The following is a 19,045-nucleotide window of genomic DNA, read 5'->3' as shown; positions in this document are numbered from 1 at the left end:
TCAGAAAGTCGTAGTCGCTTTCGTTGCTTTGCATGATGAAGGGTCGGATGTCGTATTGTTGTTGTAATCCACTGTGGTCTAGGCTGAGGCTCGAGGCAAAAAGTGGGCTTTTGTTTTGCCATTCTTCAAAGAGGATTTCCATCACTTCGACCACGGATTTGTTCATAAATACGCGGCTGTTGCGGCGTTTGTGCCAAAGTGAAGTTGCATCGTTAAGCGTGAGTTTGTAGAGGGTCAGTGCCCCATCGCTTTGTCCTTGTGAGGCTTCGGTGATGATGCCAGTGGTTCTAAACAGGGTGCCTTGATCGGTGACTTGATCGACGGCCACTTGTGTGCCGATGAATTGTTTGAGTGGAATTAAGGCATTGGTGGAGAGACAGATGAGTTCTGCTTGCACGCCTTCGTTAAGGACATGGCTGCCATCGATGCGTTGTAGGAAGACTTGGCTATTCAGTTGTGAATGACTGAATTGGATGTGGAGGGCTCTGTTTTGGGCGGTTAGACCGAGCTGTTCCAATGCCGAAAAGATGTTGGCAAGCATGGTTATTATCTGTCTTTTATAATTTAATAAGGCTAAAGAATTTCTTAATATTTAATCAAAAAAAATACGATTTACCTAGTCTTGGTTACATAAATGAACTTTAAAAAATATAAAAAAATCGGCAGTAAATTGCCGATTTTTATTTCTTATTAAGATGAGATTTATTCTGTTAGCATTAAATCTGCACTCATACCAACCGTATTGTAACCAGCATCTACATATAAAATTTCGCCAGTAATACCATTCGCCCATGGTGAACATAAGAATAATGCCGCATTACCTACATCTTCAATCGTGACATTACGTTTTAAAGGTGCAACCTTTTCATTCAGATCAAGCATCTTACGGAAAGACTTGATACCTGAAGCCGCAAGCGTACGAATTGGACCAGCTGAAATCGCATTTACACGAATTCCTTCAGCACCCAAACTTGAAGCCAAGTAACGAACGCCAGCCTCTAAAGATGCTTTCGCCAATCCCATAACATTATAGTTTGGCATCACACGCTCTGAACCTTGGTAAGTGAGTGTGAGCAAACAGCCCTGACGAGCAGTTAAAAGTGGTTTTGCCGCACGAGCCATGGCAATAAAGCTATAGGCACTGATGTCATGCGCGATTTTAAAACCTTCACGATCAGTAACTTCAGTAAAATCACCATCTAAAGTATGTGCTGGTGCAAAACCAATTGAATGCACTACGCCATCCAAACCATCCCAATGTTTTGCTAATTCAGCAAATGCCTGTTCGATTTCAGCATCAACAGCAACATCACATGGAAAAACTAGTTTTGAACCAAACTGTTCAGCAAAGTCATCAACACGCTTCTTCATTTTTTCATTAGGATAGGTAAATGCCAATTCTGCACCTTCACGGTGTAAAGCTTCTGCAACACCGAATGCAATCGACAATTTACTCGCAACACCCGCGATTAAAAAACGTTTACCTGCTAATAGTCCTTGTGCCATGTGACTCTCACTTAAATTAATTTTCATGCATGATGCCAAGTCTAGAGCATTTACGAAATTGCATAATGCATCTTTTTTCAAAAAATTGTTAAACCGAATTAGACGCTAAAAAAAGATCAGACATCAGTCTGATCTTTTTACACGCCTTAGCTGAACTGCATTAGTCATTACTAGACAGTAGGCCAATTAAACGCAAGAAAGAGAAATACATCCAAACTAAAGTGGCTAACAAGGCAACACCGCATAACCATTCCATCGCTTTAGGCGCGTATTGAGCTGCGGCATTTTCAATCATGTCGAAATCTAAAATTAGATTTAATGATGCAATAATGGCCACAAAAGCTGCAAATCCTAAACCTAGCCAATTATTATCAAATATATATGGAATGCTCGAACCAAAAGCTAGACTCATAATAAATTGGAGAACAAATACAATCGCAATCGCAATGGTGGCTGACAACACAACCGCTTTAAATTTCTCAGTCGCACGAATAATTTGAAAACGATAAAGCGCGAACATCACCAAAGTCGTGACAAATGTTGCGAGTAAAGCCTTTAAAGGAACACCAGGATATTTCAGTTGAAATATGACTGAAATCCCCCCTAAAAATGCACCTTGAAATAAAGCATATGGAATAGCCAAAGTTCGAGCAGTATTCGGCTTAAAAGTAGTAATGAGTGCCAGAATGAATCCACCAATCGCCCCCACCATCGCACTGGCATAAGCGAGTGAGACATTTAAAGTCATAAAGCTATAAATAAACAGCGCGATACCCACCGCTGCAGAAATCACAGTTAATACAACTGATTTCTGAATCGCGCCTTGAATGGTCATGGGTTGTTGATAATTGGATACCGTCTCTACACGGGTTAAGATCGGATTACTACTTTGCATAACTTAGTCTCTGTTATCATTCTTAAATTTTCACTATTCTGAGATCTATCAGCATAAAAGTCAGTTTATTTTTTGCTATCAATTTTTAAACATTTTAATTAATACTTTGTTCTTTCGATCATTTATAAAATCTATAAAAAAAAGAGGCCTTAGCCCCTTTTCTAAAATTTCAACAGAACTTTTTAATTATTTGAGATGAAAAAATATTGACGGTAATACTTTAATTCAGCAATTGAATCACGAATATCATCCATCGCAAGATGAGAAGCATTTTTCTTTAAACCACTCATAATTTCTGGGCGCCAGCGTTTTGCTAACTCTTTAACAGAAGACACATCCAAATTACGGTAATGGAAGAACTGCTCAAGCTCTGGCATTAAACGATGTAAGAAACGGCGATCTTGGCAAATTGAGTTTCCACACATTGGAGATGATTTAGGATTGACCCATTTTTTTAAGAATTCAAGTGTTTGTTGCTCAGCATCTTGCGCAGTTAATTTACTACGGCGTACGCGTTCAATAAGTCCAGATTGCCCGTGCTGACGTGTATTCCATTCATCCATCGCATTTAAAATAATATCTGACTGATGTACAGCTAACACTGGGCCTTCAGCAAGAATATTTAAATGATCATCCGTAATAATCGTTGCAATTTCAATAATCTGATCATTGTCTGTATCTAACCCTGTCATTTCAAGGTCGATCCAAATTAAGCGGGTATCTGGGGTGCTGCTCATAAAGTGCAATCTTATTGGGCTAAATTAAAGATGGATAGTAGCAAATTATTCCGATCTTGGCTGTAAATCCATGGCTCATCATGCTATTTTTGCCATCTAAATTTCAAGGTTTTTTAGGTTGTGAATGGCTTTAATTCGTAAGCGTCGTTTGACAGAGCAACAACAACGTCGTATTCAGAAACAACATCAAACACGTCAAGAAGAAATCGACACGTCTCACGACTTAGAAGGCTTAGTCGTCCAACACTATGGTCGACAACTCGAAGTACAAGCCCTCTCCTTGCCTGATCAACATCCAATAAAACCAGATACCAAAGAAGGTGAGCCAGAACCTTTTTGGAAACCTATTGAGCTGAATAGCGTTTGGCGTTGTCATACCCGTACCAATTTAGAATTATTGGTTACAGGTGATCGCGTAAAATGGCAAGCAGATCCAAATACTGGCTTAGGTATTATCACAGCGATTCAACCACGACAATCCTTGTTGACTCGCCCAGATCGTTATCACAAAGTAAAACCAGTAGCTGCAAATATCAGCCTGATCGTCATCGTCATTGCACCGTTACCAGAACCTGCACCAACCCTGATCGATCGCTATTTGGTTGCATGTGAAGATGCCAATATTCCTGCTTTATTAGTATTAAACAAATGTGATTTACTGAAAGAAAATGATCCAATTTTGTTGTTAGCAGAAGAATATCGTCAACTTGGTTATGACTTCATCCTGACCCAATCTAATGGTAATTTAGATGAGTTGATTCAACGTATTGACAATCAAACTGTTGCATTTGTAGGTCAATCAGGTGTTGGGAAAAGTACACTTATTAATGCCATCATTCCTCATGCTGATCAAAAAACCAATGTCATTTCAGAAAACTCCGCACTCGGTCAACATACTACGACCTCAACACGTTTAATTCGTTTTGGTGAAAATGGTGCTTTGATCGATTCCCCAGGTATTCGTGAATTTGGCTTATGGCATTTAGATCATGAGAAAATCGATGGTGGCTTTCCTGAAATTTCTGCACTCTTAGGACATTGTCAGTATCGCAATTGCACCCATACGCACGAAAAGCAATGTGCGCTTAAAGAAGGTGTCAAAAATGGTGATATTTTACAAAGACGTTTAGAAAGTTATCTACGTCTAATTGATGAGATTACTGAGGCGCAACAAAAAAATTAGTTTTCTTTAAGCACGCCCTTGAAGCGGTGATTTTGATCACCATATATATACGTTATACTCAACGCAGTTTTTAATTAGTCATTAGGTGATTTGTGGAACGTTGGTTCGAATTTATGGGGAATCACCCCTTTTTATTTGCAATTTTAGGGGCCCTTATTGTTTTGTTTTTCGTTTTTGAAGGACAACGTAGTGGTCGTAAAATTTCTCCACAATCGCTCGGAATTTTAGTGAAAGCTAAAAATGCGATGCTGATTGATTTGCGCGATGCTAAAGATTTCCGTGAAGGTCATATTAGCGGTAGTCGTAATATTCCATATAGTCAAATTGCTACCAATGTTGAAGAATTAAAAGCTGCGGATCGTCCATTGGTATTCATTTGTAATTTAGGCCAAGTTGCAGGCTCTGCTCTACAACAAGTCGGTCATACAGATAGTTATCGTTTAGACGGTGGCATCAGCAACTGGAAAGCTCAAGGCTTACCTTTAGTAAAAAGCAAAAAAGCTTAAGGAGTTTGTAAAATGACAGCTCAAGTGACTGTATATTCAACAACGATGTGTCCTTATTGCGTACGTGCAAAGCAACTCCTTGAACGTAAAGGCATTGAGTACAAAGAAATTAATTTATCAAAAGAAGCACCTGAGGTTCGTGTTGAGTTAATGCAAAAAACCAACCACCGCACAGTGCCACAAATTTTCATTAAAGATCAATTCATCGGTGGTTTCGACCAACTTTATGCTTTAGAGCGTGAAGGTAAACTAGACGAATTATTGGCATAATCACTAAATCTAAGGAATTAAGAATGAGTGAAGAACAACAAGTTCAACCACAATTAGCATTAGAACGTATTTATACAAAAGACATTTCTTTTGAAGTTCCTGGTGCTGCGGTTTTTACAAAAGAATGGCAACCTGAGTTAAACATCAATCTTTCTTCATCAGCTGAAAAAGTAGATCCAACTCATTTTGAAGTTTCTTTAAAAGTGGTTGTACAAGCTGCGAATGCAGGTGAAACTGCATTTATCGTAGACGTAACACAATCAGGTATTTTCTTGATTGATGGCGTTGAAGATGAACGTCTTCCGTACATTCTTGGTGCTTATTGCCCTAATATTTTGTTCCCATTCCTTCGTGAAGCGGTGAATGATCTTGTAACTAAAGGTAGCTTCCCTCAATTACTTCTTACACCGATTAACTTCGATGCTGAATTCGAGGCAAACATGCAACGTGCTCAAGCTGCCGCTGCTGAAGGTCAAGCTTAATCATCTGATTAAGTTTGACCTTATAAAAAAGACCGCATTTGCGGTCTTTTTTATATCCTACATTTAAACAGGTCGTTTTTCTTGATGTAATGCATCATGGATAGCTTCAACCAATTGTTGTGCAATTTCTTGCTTTGAAGCTTTTTCAAGATCACGTTTTTCCATTTCATATTGTTCAGCAAAAAACACGGTCATCGCATTTTCATCTGAAGCAAAACCAATATCCGCTCTTGAAACATCATTGCATGCGATCATATCTAGCTTCTTAGCCACCAATTTACCTGCGGCATATTCTTCGACATTACGCGTTTCAGCTGCAAAACCGACCATAAATGGACGTTTGTCTTGCAAAGCTATCGTCGCCACGATATCAGGATTTTTAACAAGAGAGACAGCTAACTCATCACCAGCTTTTTTGATTTTATGTTCCGCAACTTCTGCGACACGATAATCCGCTACGGCAGCTGTCGCAATAAATACATCACATCCCGTTTCCAACTGATTCATGCTTAAATCAAGCATCTGTCTCGCTGAAGATACATTTAAACGCTTGACTCCATTCGGTGTATCTAAACTGACAGGACCCGCGATCAGTGTCACCTCAGCACCTGCTGAATAACATGCAGCAGCAATAGCAAACCCCATTTTTCCAGTGCTGTGGTTTGAAATATAACGCACTGGATCAATTGCCTCTCGAGTTGGACCTGCGGTAATCGTCACTTTTTTACCCGCCAGCAAGCCAAATTTTTCTGCAATTGCACGCTGCGCTTTATGGAAATATTCTCGTACCTGTTCAGCTAAATCTTCAGGCTCAGGCATACGTCCTAATCCAACATCGCCACACGCTTGAGAACCCGCCTCAGGCATAATGACATGCACACCATCCTCTACCAAACTACTTAAATTGCGCTGTGTTGCTTTAGCCGCCCACATTTGTTGATTCATGGCTGGTGCGATCCAAACAGGTGCTTTTGTTGCCAAATAGAGTGTACTGAGTAAATCATCCGCTAATCCACAAGCAAATTTGGCAATACTGTCACAACTGGCAGGAGCAACAAGTACCAAATCCGCCCATCGTGCTAATTCGATATGCCCCATTCCAGCTTCAGCTTCTGTATCTAGAAGTTCAGTATGCACTGGATTACCCGACAATGCTTGAAAGGTAAGCGGCGTAATAAAAGCTTGGGCACCTTGAGTCATTACAACTCGGACATTAAATCCGTAATCTTTAAGTCGGCGTACTAAGATGGCACTTTTATAAGCAGCAATACCACCAGTAACAGCAAGAATAATATTTTTATTGGAGAACACACTAAGATCAAAACTCAAGATCACGTCACCTTTTTATTGCAGTGGCGCTCACAATAGCATTAAATATTCTGCCACCCAAGATATACCTTGGTGAATATTCAAAAGTTAAAATAATTTAAAACAGTGAATAATAATGAATAATTCGATCAAACAATGGCCCGAACAAGAACGACCGCGAGAAAGATTACTCCGCCAAGGTGCTCATAGCCTCTCTGATGCAGAACTCCTCGCCATCTTTTTAAGATCAGGATCTCAACAACATTCTGCGGTCGAATTAGCAAGATTGATGTTGCAACATTTTGGAAGCTTAAATGCAGTGTTTGATGCATCGATAGACGAAATTCGCATGTTCCATGGCATGGGAGACACTAAATACTCTCAATTGATGGCTGTAAAAGAGCTTGGACGGCGTTACTTGCAACATCAATTGAACCAACAAATTGATTTAAGTCGCTCTGATTTAATTCAAGATTATCTTCGCTATGAACTTATTGGCGAATCTCAAGAGATTTTCGCGGTACTCTGTTTAGATGCAAGGCTCAGAAAAATTAATTTTAAAAAATTATTCTTTGGTTCTACTAACCACTGTGCAGTTTCAATTAATCAGTTTATTCGACATATCATCCACACTCAGGCGAGTGCTGTGATTATTGCACATAATCATCCTTTAGGAATTCCTCAGCCCTCAATTGACGATATCAATTTGACGAAATCTTTAAGTAGAGCTTGTAATTTAATCGAGGTTAAATTACTCGATCATGTCATCATTTCCACCGAAGGCAGCTACTCTTTTATGGAGCACCAACTGATCCGAGAATAAGTCTATAAATTACAGAATAAAATTGCTCGAAGTTTCCATTTTTTATCATTGACAATACTCGCTGAACTAGTGAAGATCATAGAAAAATGAAAGATTGATTTACATGATTGTTCGTGATCAAACCGATACGCTAAAACTATTATTTTCATGGCGTGGAACCATCTTACCGAAGGTATTACCTCCACTTGGAATCGTTATGCTGATTTCAGCAATCGTGGGGGGAATTGAATATATAAATCTCTATAGATTCCCTGAAATTCCTTTGGTTGGGTTTACACTGATCGGAGTAGTATTGTCGATTTTTTTAGGTTTCAAAAATTCGGCATGTTATGACCGTTGGTGGGAAGCGCGTAAATTATGGGGAAGCTTAATCGCCAATGCTCGACATTTCGATCGAGACTGCCGGATCTTGCCGCAAGGTCGTCGTGAACGTGTAATTCAGCATATGATTGTTTTTGCTAACGTACTGCGTGACCGTCTTCGTCATCAAACAGTCAGTCCCGATGCTTTGCATCAAACCAGTGGCATGAGCCCACAAGCTTTAACTCAACTTTACCAGCAAGCCAATGCACCACAATACACATTAAGTTTGATTCAATGGGAGTTGATGCAGTCACTGAAAGAAGGCGAAATTTCAGACATTATTTATACACAAATGAACCAACATGTAACTGAATTAAGTTTGGTTCAAACAGGCTGTGATCGTATTGCTACAACTCCTTTACCTTATGCTTATTCAGTACTCTTAAACCGTACCGTTTATTTTTTCTGTTTTATGCTTCCATTTAGTTTAGGCTCGGTGCTCGGTTTGGCGACGCCACTTTTAGTCGGTATTTTAGCATATACGTTTTTGGGGCTTGATGCGCTCAGCTCTGAAATAGAAGAGCCTTTTGGTACACAAAGTAATGATCTTCCACTCGATGCCATGGTTCGTACAATCGAGATTGAACTACTCGGGACTTTAGGAAAACCAACTCCTCCACCGATCCAAGCACAAGATCACAACTTACTTTGATTCATGACAACTGAATGTCTTATCGCCGCCTGAAATTCTCTTATCCGTTGTTATAAGAGAATTTCTATACAATAAAACTTTCCCAGATGCCAACCTGCCCCTCTTTCACTTGAGGGATATTCCCCAATTTTATCCATGGCATATTATCTCCATGAAAATCACTTCCAACTGATACTTTAAGCCCAAATTGGGCAATCATTCGGTCTACCATTTGTCGCGTCGAGGTAGGTTCAATCGCAGGTGGCAACTCAACTGCGTCGCCTCCATAGCGTGCAAATATTTCAATTAAATAACGAATGTTGGTCGCAGATAAATCATAACGGGTAGGATGTGCCAAAACAGCAAACCCTTGAGCCTTATGAATTACACGTATCGTTTCCTCCAGACCAAGTCCTTCAAACTGAACATAAGCTTTTTTACCTTCTTTGATATATTTGTCAAAAGCTTGTTGCGGACGTGAAACATGACCCTTCTCGACCAGCGTCTTCGCAATATGGGTTCGTGTCACACGATCAGGTATACCCTCGACCTTCGCAACCACATCCGAGTAAATATCCTCTCCAATAAGAGGCTTCAACAATTCACAGATGAGTTGAGCACGTTCAGCTCGAATTATCTTTTGTTGTTCTAGTAGCTTATGCAAAGGATCAGGTGATTGCATATTCAGTGCGACCACATGCACACCATAACTTTTTTTGGTCGAAGGTCTAGACCACTGACTTGAAATTTCCACACCTGAAATAATTTGAATTGGTTGATTTTTTGCAACTTTTTCAGCCAAAACCAAACCATCCATGCTATCGTGGTCAGTCAGTGCAAGGGTATGTATCCCTTTTTCGAGCGCAGCTTGGACCAGTAACTCTGGCGACAAAGTTCCATCAGAAATATTACTATGTGTGTGTAAATCTACGCCTTGCATCTTTTATACTAATCCATCCACCTGAACTGCATAGATACTTTAACATGAAAGCACTTTTAGACTTTGTGCCACTCATAATTTTCTTTTGGCTTTACAAAACTGTCGATCCCAAAGATAACAATCACCCTTTACTGCAATGGATCGGCTCTGCAGGTGGCGTCGATAATAACCATATTCTCGTTGCTACAACGGGCTTAATCATTTCTATGCTCGTGGTCTACGGTGCATTATTTGTCCGCCAAAAATTTCATCTCGATAAACAACAATGGATTGTTTTATTTATGACGGTGATTTTTGGTGGGATTACTCTCATGTTGAGTGATGATTTTTATATTCGTCTCAAAGCAGCGATCTTGAATTTTGTATTTGCTGGTGCTTTCTTAATTTCACCTTATTTTGGTAAAGACCGCAAACCTCTCATTCAACGCTTATTTGGTCCTATTTTAAATTTAACACCGCAGGGATGGAAAAATTTAAACTATGCTTGGGCCGCGATGTTTGTTGGTATGGCATCATTGCATATTTTCTTTGCTTTCGTGTTCATGGATGGAAAATATTGGGGTGAATTTACTGCTTTTGGTGACATGATTGTGATGTTTTCATTTATCATTATTCAATTCATCATTTTACGAAAACACTTTAAATCTGCAGAAGAATAATCGTGTTGAAAGAGGATATAGAGATTTCGCCATGCCCTTATTTGTAGTGACGTGTACCGACCAAGAAGGTACTGTTGAAAAACGCTTAGCAACACGCCCACAACACCTTGCACGCCTTGAAAAACTGGCTGAGGAAGGTCGCGTAATCGTTGCTGGCGCGATGCCAAAAGATCGTAATAACCCACAAGCTGGATTTTATGGCAGCACCCTTATTTTAGATTTTGAAAGCCGTGAAGCGTTAGATGAATGGTTAGCAGATGAGCCTTTTTTAAAAGAAGGTATTTATGCCAGCATTGACGTAAAACCTTTTAATAAAGCATTACCACATGAATAAGATGATGAATTTGACACGCTCTGCTCTTTTCATCAGTTTTGCATTGGTATCTTCAGCTTGGGCTGAACCCGCAGCAACTACTGCTGCACCAGCGAATCCAGCTGCACAGTCTCAGCCAGCAACTGCTACGCCTGCAAAGCCACTTACAGCTGAACAAATTGCACGAAATAAAGCGCTTCAAGAAGCAAAAGTAAAGGCTTTAGTCAAAGACCAAGCAACACGTCTCCAACAGCTTGAAAAAGCAAACCTAGAAGCTTTAGCACAGAATCAAGAATTACAACTAAAAAATGATAATTTAGGTGTACAAATTCAGGTGCTTCAAAGTGAACGTAGTGCTCAAATGTTTTTGTACGGTGCAGCAACAATGGCTGTCGGTATTTTTGTCGGCTTTATTATTGCCAGTTACATCTATACAAAACGACGTCGTCAGTGGTAAACCACTGACACGCTTTTCAAAGGTTTCAAATTTTGACTCAGGCCATTCAAACTGCTGATCTCGATTGGCAACTCGTTGATGGAATCGATATTCCAGTTTCTAAAATTTTCGGTGATGTTTATTTTTCAAAAGCCAATGGCCTTCTTGAAACGCGTCATGTCTTTATCAATGGTAATGATCTACATGAACGCCTATCGGACTTAAAACCATTTGAACATTTCACAGTCGGAGAAACTGGCTTCGGCACGGGTTTAAATATCCTCACCCTTTGGCAACTTTGGCAATCAATTCGTCCAAATAATCATAGTCAACTGCATGTCATTACGGTGGAAAAATTTCCACTGAGCAAGGCTGATCTGATCCGAGCTTTAAATGCTTGGCCTGAACTGAAACATTTATCAGATCAACTCATTGCCCAATATCCACTGCCGATTGCAGGATGCCACCGCCTTCATTTTCCAGATGAGCGTTTTAGTATTGATATTTGGTTAGGTGATGCACATGATGTTTTTCCAGCCATTGCCAAAACTAGCACTGTCAATGCATGGTTTTTAGATGGATTCGCTCCTGCCTGCAATCCTGATATGTGGGAAGAACAAGTTCTGAATCAAATTATTCGACTATCAGATATTGGAACTACTTTTGCCTCTTTCAGTGTTGCTGGCATCCTCAAAAGAGGATTAAAAAAACACGGTGTGAAAATTACACGCCCAAAAGGGTTCGGACACAAACGTGAAATGCTAAAGGGAGTTTTACTGCCTTTAGACGAAGAGACTGAAAAAAGTGAACTCTCTCCCGAAGATTACCAATACAAACCACACTCAAGTTCTCAACGCCGTATAGGCATTGTAGGCGCTGGAATTGCGGGTTTAAGTTGTGCCTATGCCTTTGCATTAAGAGGTCACCGCGTCCGCCTATTTGACCACCATGAGCCATTAAGTGGCGCGTCAGGAAATCCTCTGGCTTTATTGAATCCCAAACTCTGTCCTATTGAACAAAGTGCCAATCATTTGATGACATTAGCATGGCAACATGCGATGAACCATTATTCAAAATTTAAAGCCTTTGACGAAGCACAAGTCCATCAAATCCCTCTTAAACACGTTGATGAACTTCTCGATCTTGCAAATCAATATCCAGAAAACATACTCGAAGCAAATTCTGCCGCTGAAAACAGCCTGTTCAACCAAGCATTCCTCACCCTGAAACAGGCTGGAACAATCAGACCGCATGATTTGGCTAAAGAAATTTTATCGAATGAACTGATCGAATTTCAGCAAGCGACAATCAAATCGTGGGACCGACTTGCCAATCATCAAGTCGGTATAACAGATCATGTTGGACAACAATATCAATTTGACCATGTGATTATTTGTTGTGCCCGTGAAAGTATGAATCTCTTTGATGATTTTCCGATTTTAAAACCGATACGTGGTCAAGTTAGCTGGTTTAATCATGTTTCATCTTCACAGTTCAAGAAACATGAAGCATATAGCTATGGTGGCTACTGTATGCCTTTAAATGATCATCAAATCATTTTAGGTGCTTCTTTTTACCCTAATCGAGATGATCAAGATGTTCTTGATGAAGATCATGAACATAACTACAGGTTGCTTGCAGATCTCGCACCAGATATTGCTGCACAATTTCCTGACCATCATTCTTGGCATGGTAGAGCTTCTGTTCGTGCACAAAGTCAGGATTATTTTCCGCTTTTAGGTCAGGTTGAATCTGATACTGAAATTTATACACTCTCAGGTTTGGGCTCTAAAGGCTTTTTATTTGCTCCTTTGTGTGCTGAAATTCTAGTGGCTCAAATCTTAAAAACAGCATGCCCTGTATCTGAAACTTTACTCAATAAACTCGATGTTCATCGATTTAGAAAGAAAGTAAGAATAAAGAAGCCATATTTTCAGGCTAAAACTCAATCACCATGATTTATTGAAACTAAAAAAGCGCCATAAGGCGCTTTTTTTCAACCATGATTAACCTTGCTCTAAAGGTAATCCTGCCTCACGAGCAGCACGAGTACCACCCATTAAGACCACATATTCACGTGAACTATCAAAGCCTTCTAATAGTTCTGCAGCACGTGGTGCTTTACTTCCGCCGCCACATAAAATGTAAATCGGTTGATCCGCTGCAACTTGAGTCAGACTATCTGCTGAAAGTGTGGAAATCGGTTGGTTCACCGCTCCTTTCACATGTGCTTCAGCATAAGCACTTGTATCACGTACATCCCAGATAATCGCCTCAGCTGGGAACTCAAATGTTGTAATTTCTTGTTTACGGATCATTGCGCACTCCTTTGATGTAAACAACACTTGGCAAATGAAGAAAACATCCCTAGCATCTCAGATATTCTTTCTATTTGTAAAGGTCTAAACTATGCCATCTTTCGATATTGTTTCAGAATTAGAGATTTTTGAAGTAAATCATGCAGTTCAAAACACACAAAAGGAAATCGGAACGCGTTTCGACTTCCGTGGTCAAGACGTTTCGATCGAATTAAACGAAAAAAATAAAGAAATTAAGATCTCGACTGAAAGTGACTTCCAATGTGAGCAAGTTTACAACATGCTGGAAAATCACTTTTATAAACGTAAAGTCGACGTTCAAGCACTAGATCCGCAAAAAATGACAGCATCTGGCAAAAATGTCATTCAAGTGATTAAACTTAAAGACGGTCTTGACTCTGATACAGCAAAAAAAATTAATAAAGCCATTAAAGAAAGTGGTATCAAAGTGCAATCTTCTATTCAGGGCGATAAAATCCGAGTCACTGACAAGAAGCGCGATACATTACAACAAGTTATGGCGTTCTTAAAAGAACAACAATTCGGTATCCCACTTCAATTTAACAACTTCAAAGACTAATCTCTTTGCTCCATCATAGGAACTGATCATGGCAAAAGGCAATCGTTTATCTAAGTTAGTAAAAGCGACATCTAAGTTTCCACAAGGTATCCGTAGTACTTTGTGGAGCAAAGCTTTTGGCCGTGTCGTTCCAATGGTGGGAACCGCCAAATTACGTTATCTTGAAGTTAGTCATGCTAAAGTTGTCGTTAAAATCGAAAACCATAAAGCAATGCAAAACCATATTGGTCAAGTACATGCATGCGCAATGGCGCTGATCGCTGAAACAGCTACGGGCTTTGTTACCGGCATGAATGTACCCGATACCTCAATCGTATTAATAAAAAGCTTAAAAGTAGATTTCAAACGCCCATCTAAAGGTGCGATGACCGCAGTCGCTACATTGACTGATGATCAACAAAAACAGATGCAAGAGTCTGAAAAAGGTGAAACCCTTGTCAAGGTGATCGTGACAGATGAATCTGGCGAAGAGCCAATTCAATGTGAAATGCTCTGGGCTTGGATTGCAAAATCTCAACTTAAGCAATAAAGCTCATGATCATATTGATCCTAAAAAAGTTTCCCTAATAAAAAATCCCAACAATGTTGGGATTTTTTGTGATTAGATACTCAGAGATTCTTGAAACTTTTGTTTAACATCATCTGGAATCTGGCGTTTTGCCCCTTTTACATCTACCGCAACAAAAGTGAAAACTCCTTCTGTCACTCTTTTCGCTGGACGTGAAGAGTCGTGACTATCCCACACTTCAATTTGCATTTGAATGGAGGTATTTCCGAGCTTTAAGATTTTAGTATAACAACTAATGACATCACCCACCTTAACAGGCACAAGGAATGTCATTTGATTAATTGCAATGGTTGCACAGCGACCTTTTGTATAACGCTCTGCATGAATAGCTCCAGCCAAATCCATTTGTGAAACAATCCAACCACCAAAAACATCCCCACTCCAGTTGGTATCTGCAGGCATAGCAATGGTTTGAAGGGATAATGTACCTTCTGGCTTAAGTTGAGAATCTGACACAGTCACTCCAAATATTGGCCTATTGGTTAAGCATTTAATTGTTGATTTAACCAATCTTGTAATTGATTTGCACGTAATGCACCACTTATTCTAGCAATTTCATTCGTTTTATTCATCAATACCAACGTTGGAATACTACGAACATTAAAGGCAGCACTTAAGCGCGGATTCGCTTCAGTATCTATCTTCGCAAAAACCACATGCGGATTTGATTTGGCTACTTCAGCAAAATGCGGTGCCATCATTTTACAAGGCCCGCACCATTCTGCCCAAAGATCAATCAATACTGGTAAATCACTGTTGGTAATAAAGTTACTAAAGTTTTGCTCATTCAGCTCAATAGCGGCAAGCGGAATCAAATGCTCATGACATTGACCACAATTCGGCTGAGATTGGATTTTATCTTCAGGTACACGATTTTTTGCGCCACAAGATGGACAAACAACAATCATGAGTTTACTCCTCTATTTTGATCTAAGAATTCTAATTGAAGCTTGATTGCGCTTTCCATCCAATTTGCTTGATAAATATCAAAATGTGTCATATTCCACTCATGGTATTCCACATAAGGTGCCATATTGGTTGCAGTTTCACGACTAATCTCTATGGGAATAACTGCATCTTTCTTGGCAGCTATAAATAACACAGGAATTTTAATACTTCTTGCCGTAGTAATCGGTCGAAATCGTATGACGTCTAACATAGCTCTTGCAGGCACCTCACCGCTCCAATAATAGTTTGAATCAACGATCGACATATACCCTTGATAACTATCCTGACTCGGGTAAAAACTTAATGCATAAGGATGAACGACAGGCATTGTTTTTCCAACACGTCCTACTTTGGCTGCCATTAAATCCTGACTCGATAACTTTAAAGCCTGCGCCATATGTTGAATTGGATAAATTTTACTGCTGGCATTTCCGTCCACAAAGGGTACTTGCGCTATTGCAGCCCGAATCCCATTTAACTCAGATGCAAGTTTTAGAACATATCCGCCACTCAGACCCGTTCCCCATAAGAAAAGGTGGTGTCCATCAACCAAAGGGAATAATTTGATATGCGCAATCACAGCATACCAATCTTCTAGCTGCTGACGGATAGAGACCATTTCTCGTGGTTTACCCGTACTTCCTCCCCAACAACGATAGTCAAACAGTACAACCGCGAAACCTGATTGAGCAAAACGTTGCGCATAATGGATTAATTTGAATTGACGTAATCCTGCAAAACCATGCGCCATAATAAGCACAGGAGGTCTTTTAACTTTGACAGGCAAATAAAGGTCAGCAGCGATCAACTCATTTTCTTTTTGTACGTACAGCGGCTCTACGGTGTAATCGTACATAGGTGCTCCATGCATGTATTCATACGATTTTTATTTTAAATTTTTTGTGTCGATCAAAGCTCATATCTGAGCGAGATGCTATGATAGTAGCATAGTCTTTTAATTTATTTTGGGAGTGACGCAATGAGTGAAAATGTAGGTTTTGCTGGTCAAATTGGGCCAGAACATTTAGTTCAAGTTGTTGAAAAAGGATTTAAATCTGTGATTAATAATCGCCCCGATATGGAAGGCGGACCAGAACAGCCAACAAGTGCCCAAATTGAAGAAGCTGCACGCGCTCAAGGCTTAGATTATGTATATCAACCTGTAGTTGCAGGTCAAATTACTGAGCTTGATGTTCGTACTTTTGCAAATCATTTCAATGAGCTACCAAAACCAGTATTAATGTTCTGTCGTACGGGAAATCGCTCTAATAATCTCTACCAATTAGCAAAACAAATGGATTTGCTTGATGACTAAGTTGTGGTTTAGATTCATCCTTTCCACCTTCATTTTTAGTATCGTAACTCTAAGTCATTCAGCATCAGAACCGCTCAGTAAAGCACTTAATCCATCTGTGAGTGTATCGGGTCATATGACGTCTACAAAATTCAATGCCTTAATGCGGCAGGGATTTAAGTCTGTGATCGTTAACCGTCCTGATCAAGAATCAGGTAACGAAACAACTGCAAGTGAATTAAGAGCTTTAGCCGAAAAGTCTAAAATCAGTTTGATTTACCAACCCGTTATTTCAGGTCAAATAACAGATGCAGATGTTCATGAGTTTGCGAAGTATTACAATAGTCTACCTAAACCTATACTTTTAGTATGTAAGTCAGGTAGTCGTTCTACGTTACTATTTAATAAAGCAAATTCATTAGGACTCATTCATGAATAAAATTTGTATTGCATTATGTTGTTCGTTTCTTTTACTCGGTTGCACATCGATGAATGTAAAACCAACTGTTGGTGTGCATGCAGGCACATCATTATAAGATAAATGTATCTTATTCATTTTAAAGGCGCACAAGCGCCTTTTTCTTTCATCTTCTTTCAATAACAACCATGAAAATACTTAGTTTTAAATAATACAAATTTTCAAAATGTGGATATCACCAAAAGTTAAAGGTTTAAGTGTAATAAATTGAAAAAAAACCTTATTCATCGAAGTTTTTTTTATATAGTGAATTCAAATCATTCTTACTCAATACAATATGTACGATATCATTATTATTGGAGCTGGTACTGCTGGTATTTCAGCTTATAAAGAAGCCATTAAAACTACACAAAATATACTTATTGTGAACGACGGTCCGTGGGATACCACTTGTGCTCGAGTAGGTTGTATGCCGAGTAAAGTTCTAATTTCATCAGCTAATCTTGCCTATAATGCGAGAACTTCAGAACAACTTGGGCTAAAAATTTCTTCTCAAATTGACACTAAAGATGTTATGCAACATGTACAGCAATTACGTGATCGATTTACAAAAGCAACACTGAAGGACGTTAATTCATGGCCTACAGCGCACAAAATTTCAGGTCGCGCTACATTTGTAAATGCAAACACAATCAATGTTAATAATAAGAAATACCAAGCTAAATCGTTCATTATCGCTGTTGGTTCAAGACCAACAGTAAATCAAGATTGGCAACAAAAACTTGGTCATTTATATTTAACTTCTGATCAAGTCTTTGAAATACCTACTTTACCAAAAAGTTTAGCTGTAATTGGAAGCGGTGTCATTGCAATCGAACTTGCTCAAGCCATGCAGCGTCTAGGTGTGGAAACTACAGTTTTTGCTCGCAGTAAAAAAATTGGTTCATTGACTAGCCCAGACTTACAAACGCTTGCTCAAGAAATATTCTCAAAAGAATTAAATATCAAATATGAGATTTTACCCGAGCAGGTTGAGAAATTAGGCGAAGATAAGGTTCAAATTAACTTTATCGAAAATGGTAGCAATAAAGTTATAGAAGTTGATTGCCTATTATCTGCGACTGGTCGTACTACGAATTTAGATACGTTAAATATTCAACATATAAATGATGAATTTATTGATCTAAAGCAACTACCTGTTGATCCAACTACTAAACAGCTTGGTGACTACCCCATTTACATTGTAGGTGATGCATTTACTTCAACGCCTATCCAGCATGAAGCGTCTTATGAAGGGAAATTGGCGGTTCATAATTGCCTCAATCAACATCAATCGAGTCAGAAAAAAAGTCTTACCCCATTGGGTATTATGTTTAGCTCACCAGAAATGGCAGGGATCGGCTCCAATTATCACACACTGCGTAAAGCCAATCATGAGTTTGTTACAGGTATCGTATCCTACGAAAAGCAAGGACGAGCGATTGTCAATGGACAAAATATTGGGGCTGTAGAGGTTTACGTAGATCGACACTCACGTAAACTTCTCGGAGCAGAATTTCTTTGTTATTCAGCAGAACATTTAGCACATTTGCTCGCTTGGGCTATCTCCAGTGATCTTACTGTTGATGAAATTCTAGATCACCCTTTCTACCATCCAACGCTAGAGGAAGGCCTAAGAACTGCGTTAAAACACGCTCGACGACAACTTTAATCTATTGTTTGATGTAAGGCCCTATGATTAGGGCTTTTATTTTACATTCTCATTCATTCTTTACTACATAAAAAAACACCCCCTTGTATTGAAGGGGGTGTTTAGAATAATGAGCTGGCGATGACTTACTCTCACATGGGTAACCCCACACTACCA

General features: G+C 39.4%; 25 protein-coding genes. 15 read left to right on the top strand and 10 right to left on the bottom strand.

Annotated elements, in window-relative coordinates; translation table 11 throughout:
- The 4 genes from AC1M9A_RS14175 to orn form a co-directional block, all read right to left on the bottom strand.
- The coding region (locus AC1M9A_RS14175; RefSeq protein ID WP_481610462.1) for a phage late control D family protein at window positions 1-541 on the bottom strand (541 nt) is incomplete at its 3' end.
- 161 nt (window positions 542-702) lie between these two features.
- Window positions 703-1,506 (bottom strand): enoyl-ACP reductase FabI, encoded by an 804-nt coding sequence (locus tag AC1M9A_RS14170; RefSeq protein WP_092768909.1) that lies wholly within the window; start codon window positions 1,504-1,506, stop codon window positions 703-705.
- Window positions 1,507-1,666: 160 nt separating this feature from the next.
- Entirely contained in the window at window positions 1,667-2,401 is a 735-nt protein-coding gene (locus AC1M9A_RS14165) for a Bax inhibitor-1/YccA family protein (RefSeq protein WP_481610461.1), read from the bottom strand.
- 182 nt (window positions 2,402-2,583) lie between these two features.
- Window positions 2,584-3,138: an oligoribonuclease gene (gene orn, locus AC1M9A_RS14160; RefSeq protein ID WP_035270788.1), complete on the bottom strand. Its 555-nt coding sequence runs from the start codon at window positions 3,136-3,138 to the stop codon at window positions 2,584-2,586.
- Between the two features lie 124 nt (window positions 3,139-3,262).
- Here orn and rsgA point away from each other — a divergent pair, with 124 nt between their 5' ends.
- The 4 genes from rsgA to secB all read left to right on the top strand — a co-directional run bounded on the left by rsgA (window position 3,263) and on the right by secB (window position 5,579).
- The gene (rsgA, locus tag AC1M9A_RS14155) at window positions 3,263-4,321 is read left to right on the top strand and encodes a ribosome small subunit-dependent GTPase A (protein WP_481610460.1); all 1,059 of its coding nucleotides are present in this window, start codon (window positions 3,263-3,265) and stop codon (window positions 4,319-4,321) included.
- A gap of 92 nt (window positions 4,322-4,413) precedes the next feature.
- The gene (locus tag AC1M9A_RS14150; RefSeq protein WP_481610459.1) at window positions 4,414-4,827 is read left to right on the top strand and encodes a rhodanese-like domain-containing protein; all 414 of its coding nucleotides are present in this window, start codon (window positions 4,414-4,416) and stop codon (window positions 4,825-4,827) included.
- A 12-nt stretch (window positions 4,828-4,839) separates the two neighbouring features.
- On the top strand, window positions 4,840-5,097 hold the full coding sequence (gene grxC, locus AC1M9A_RS14145) for a glutaredoxin 3 (RefSeq protein WP_035270794.1): 258 nt from the start codon (window positions 4,840-4,842) through the stop codon (window positions 5,095-5,097).
- A gap of 23 nt (window positions 5,098-5,120) precedes the next feature.
- Entirely contained in the window at window positions 5,121-5,579 is a 459-nt protein-coding gene (gene secB, locus AC1M9A_RS14140) for a protein-export chaperone SecB (protein WP_035270796.1), read from the top strand.
- Window positions 5,580-5,642: 63 nt separating this feature from the next.
- On the opposite strand, the gene coaBC is transcribed toward secB, so the two are convergent.
- A complete protein-coding gene (gene coaBC / locus AC1M9A_RS14135; protein ID WP_481598082.1) occupies window positions 5,643-6,908 on the bottom strand; it encodes a bifunctional phosphopantothenoylcysteine decarboxylase/phosphopantothenate--cysteine ligase CoaBC in 1,266 nt (421 codons plus the stop codon).
- A gap of 115 nt (window positions 6,909-7,023) precedes the next feature.
- Between coaBC and radC the strand changes: the two genes are divergently transcribed.
- Together radC and AC1M9A_RS14125 are read left to right on the top strand one after the other, a co-directional pair.
- A complete protein-coding gene (gene radC / locus AC1M9A_RS14130; RefSeq protein WP_035269684.1) occupies window positions 7,024-7,710 on the top strand; it encodes a RadC family protein in 687 nt (228 codons plus the stop codon).
- Window positions 7,711-7,813: 103 nt separating this feature from the next.
- Complete coding sequence (locus AC1M9A_RS14125; protein WP_035269686.1) at window positions 7,814-8,725, top strand: bestrophin family protein; 912 nt, start codon at window positions 7,814-7,816, stop codon at window positions 8,723-8,725.
- Between the two features lie 64 nt (window positions 8,726-8,789).
- On the opposite strand, the gene AC1M9A_RS14120 is transcribed toward AC1M9A_RS14125, so the two are convergent.
- Window positions 8,790-9,644 carry a PHP domain-containing protein gene (locus tag AC1M9A_RS14120; protein WP_481610458.1) on the bottom strand — a complete coding sequence of 285 codons (855 nt, stop codon included), beginning with the start codon at window positions 9,642-9,644 and terminating at the stop codon, window positions 8,790-8,792.
- A gap of 44 nt (window positions 9,645-9,688) precedes the next feature.
- Here AC1M9A_RS14120 and AC1M9A_RS14115 point away from each other — a divergent pair, with 44 nt between their 5' ends.
- The 4 genes from AC1M9A_RS14115 to mnmC are packed head-to-tail and all read left to right on the top strand — an operon-like array spanning window position 9,689 to window position 13,010.
- Window positions 9,689-10,303, top strand: a complete 615-nt coding sequence (locus AC1M9A_RS14115) for an inner membrane-spanning protein YciB (RefSeq protein WP_035269690.1) — start codon at window positions 9,689-9,691, stop codon at window positions 10,301-10,303.
- A 31-nt stretch (window positions 10,304-10,334) separates the two neighbouring features.
- Window positions 10,335-10,637 carry a YciI family protein gene (locus AC1M9A_RS14110; protein ID WP_035269693.1) on the top strand — a complete coding sequence of 101 codons (303 nt, stop codon included), beginning with the start codon at window positions 10,335-10,337 and terminating at the stop codon, window positions 10,635-10,637.
- Window position 10,638: 1 nt separating this feature from the next.
- Window positions 10,639-11,073, top strand: a complete 435-nt coding sequence (locus AC1M9A_RS14105) for an SH3 domain-containing protein (protein WP_092768912.1) — start codon at window positions 10,639-10,641, stop codon at window positions 11,071-11,073.
- A 32-nt stretch (window positions 11,074-11,105) separates the two neighbouring features.
- Window positions 11,106-13,010 carry a bifunctional tRNA (5-methylaminomethyl-2-thiouridine)(34)-methyltransferase MnmC2/FAD-dependent 5-carboxymethylaminomethyl-2-thiouridine(34) oxidoreductase MnmC1 gene (mnmC, locus tag AC1M9A_RS14100; protein WP_481610457.1) on the top strand — a complete coding sequence of 635 codons (1,905 nt, stop codon included), beginning with the start codon at window positions 11,106-11,108 and terminating at the stop codon, window positions 13,008-13,010.
- 48 nt (window positions 13,011-13,058) lie between these two features.
- On the opposite strand, the gene AC1M9A_RS14095 is transcribed toward mnmC, so the two are convergent.
- Window positions 13,059-13,370 carry a rhodanese-like domain-containing protein gene (locus tag AC1M9A_RS14095; RefSeq protein ID WP_481610456.1) on the bottom strand — a complete coding sequence of 104 codons (312 nt, stop codon included), beginning with the start codon at window positions 13,368-13,370 and terminating at the stop codon, window positions 13,059-13,061.
- Window positions 13,371-13,461: 91 nt separating this feature from the next.
- On the opposite strand from AC1M9A_RS14095, the gene AC1M9A_RS14090 reads away from it, so the two are divergent.
- Entirely contained in the window at window positions 13,462-13,950 is a 489-nt protein-coding gene (locus AC1M9A_RS14090; protein WP_035269703.1) for a YajQ family cyclic di-GMP-binding protein, read from the top strand.
- A 28-nt stretch (window positions 13,951-13,978) separates the two neighbouring features.
- Window positions 13,979-14,479 carry a DUF4442 domain-containing protein gene (locus tag AC1M9A_RS14085; RefSeq protein WP_035269707.1) on the top strand — a complete coding sequence of 167 codons (501 nt, stop codon included), beginning with the start codon at window positions 13,979-13,981 and terminating at the stop codon, window positions 14,477-14,479.
- 72 nt (window positions 14,480-14,551) lie between these two features.
- Here the strand turns inward: AC1M9A_RS14085 and AC1M9A_RS14080 are convergent, their stop codons facing one another.
- The 3 genes from AC1M9A_RS14080 to AC1M9A_RS14070 all read right to left on the bottom strand — a co-directional run bounded on the left by AC1M9A_RS14080 (window position 14,552) and on the right by AC1M9A_RS14070 (window position 16,322).
- A complete protein-coding gene (locus tag AC1M9A_RS14080; protein WP_218945426.1) occupies window positions 14,552-14,920 on the bottom strand; it encodes an acyl-CoA thioesterase in 369 nt (122 codons plus the stop codon).
- An 80-nt stretch (window positions 14,921-15,000) separates the two neighbouring features.
- Window positions 15,001-15,426 (bottom strand): thioredoxin TrxC, encoded by a 426-nt coding sequence (trxC, locus tag AC1M9A_RS14075; protein ID WP_481610455.1) that lies wholly within the window; start codon window positions 15,424-15,426, stop codon window positions 15,001-15,003.
- Window positions 15,423-16,322, bottom strand: coding sequence for an alpha/beta hydrolase (locus AC1M9A_RS14070; protein WP_481610454.1), 900 nt, complete (start codon window positions 16,320-16,322; stop codon window positions 15,423-15,425). The genes trxC and AC1M9A_RS14070 overlap by 4 nt, the downstream gene beginning before the upstream one ends.
- Before the next feature lie 123 nt (window positions 16,323-16,445).
- Between AC1M9A_RS14070 and AC1M9A_RS14065 the strand changes: the two genes are divergently transcribed.
- The 3 genes from AC1M9A_RS14065 (at window position 16,446) to AC1M9A_RS14055 (ending at window position 18,889) form a co-directional block, all read left to right on the top strand.
- Entirely contained in the window at window positions 16,446-16,781 is a 336-nt protein-coding gene (locus AC1M9A_RS14065; protein ID WP_035269714.1) for a protein tyrosine phosphatase family protein, read from the top strand.
- The gene (locus AC1M9A_RS14060) at window positions 16,774-17,199 is read left to right on the top strand and encodes a protein tyrosine phosphatase family protein (RefSeq protein ID WP_481610453.1); all 426 of its coding nucleotides are present in this window, start codon (window positions 16,774-16,776) and stop codon (window positions 17,197-17,199) included. The genes AC1M9A_RS14065 and AC1M9A_RS14060 overlap by 8 nt, the downstream gene beginning before the upstream one ends.
- Window positions 17,200-17,515: 316 nt before the next feature.
- Window positions 17,516-18,889, top strand: coding sequence for a dihydrolipoyl dehydrogenase (locus AC1M9A_RS14055; protein WP_481610452.1), 1,374 nt, complete (start codon window positions 17,516-17,518; stop codon window positions 18,887-18,889).
- Window positions 18,890-19,045: the final 156 nt, after the last annotated feature.

Source organism: Acinetobacter sp. ANC_7634, assembly GCF_056779875.1.
Note: the sequence above shows the minus strand (reverse complement) of the source record. Positions and strands in the feature narration are given on the sequence as shown.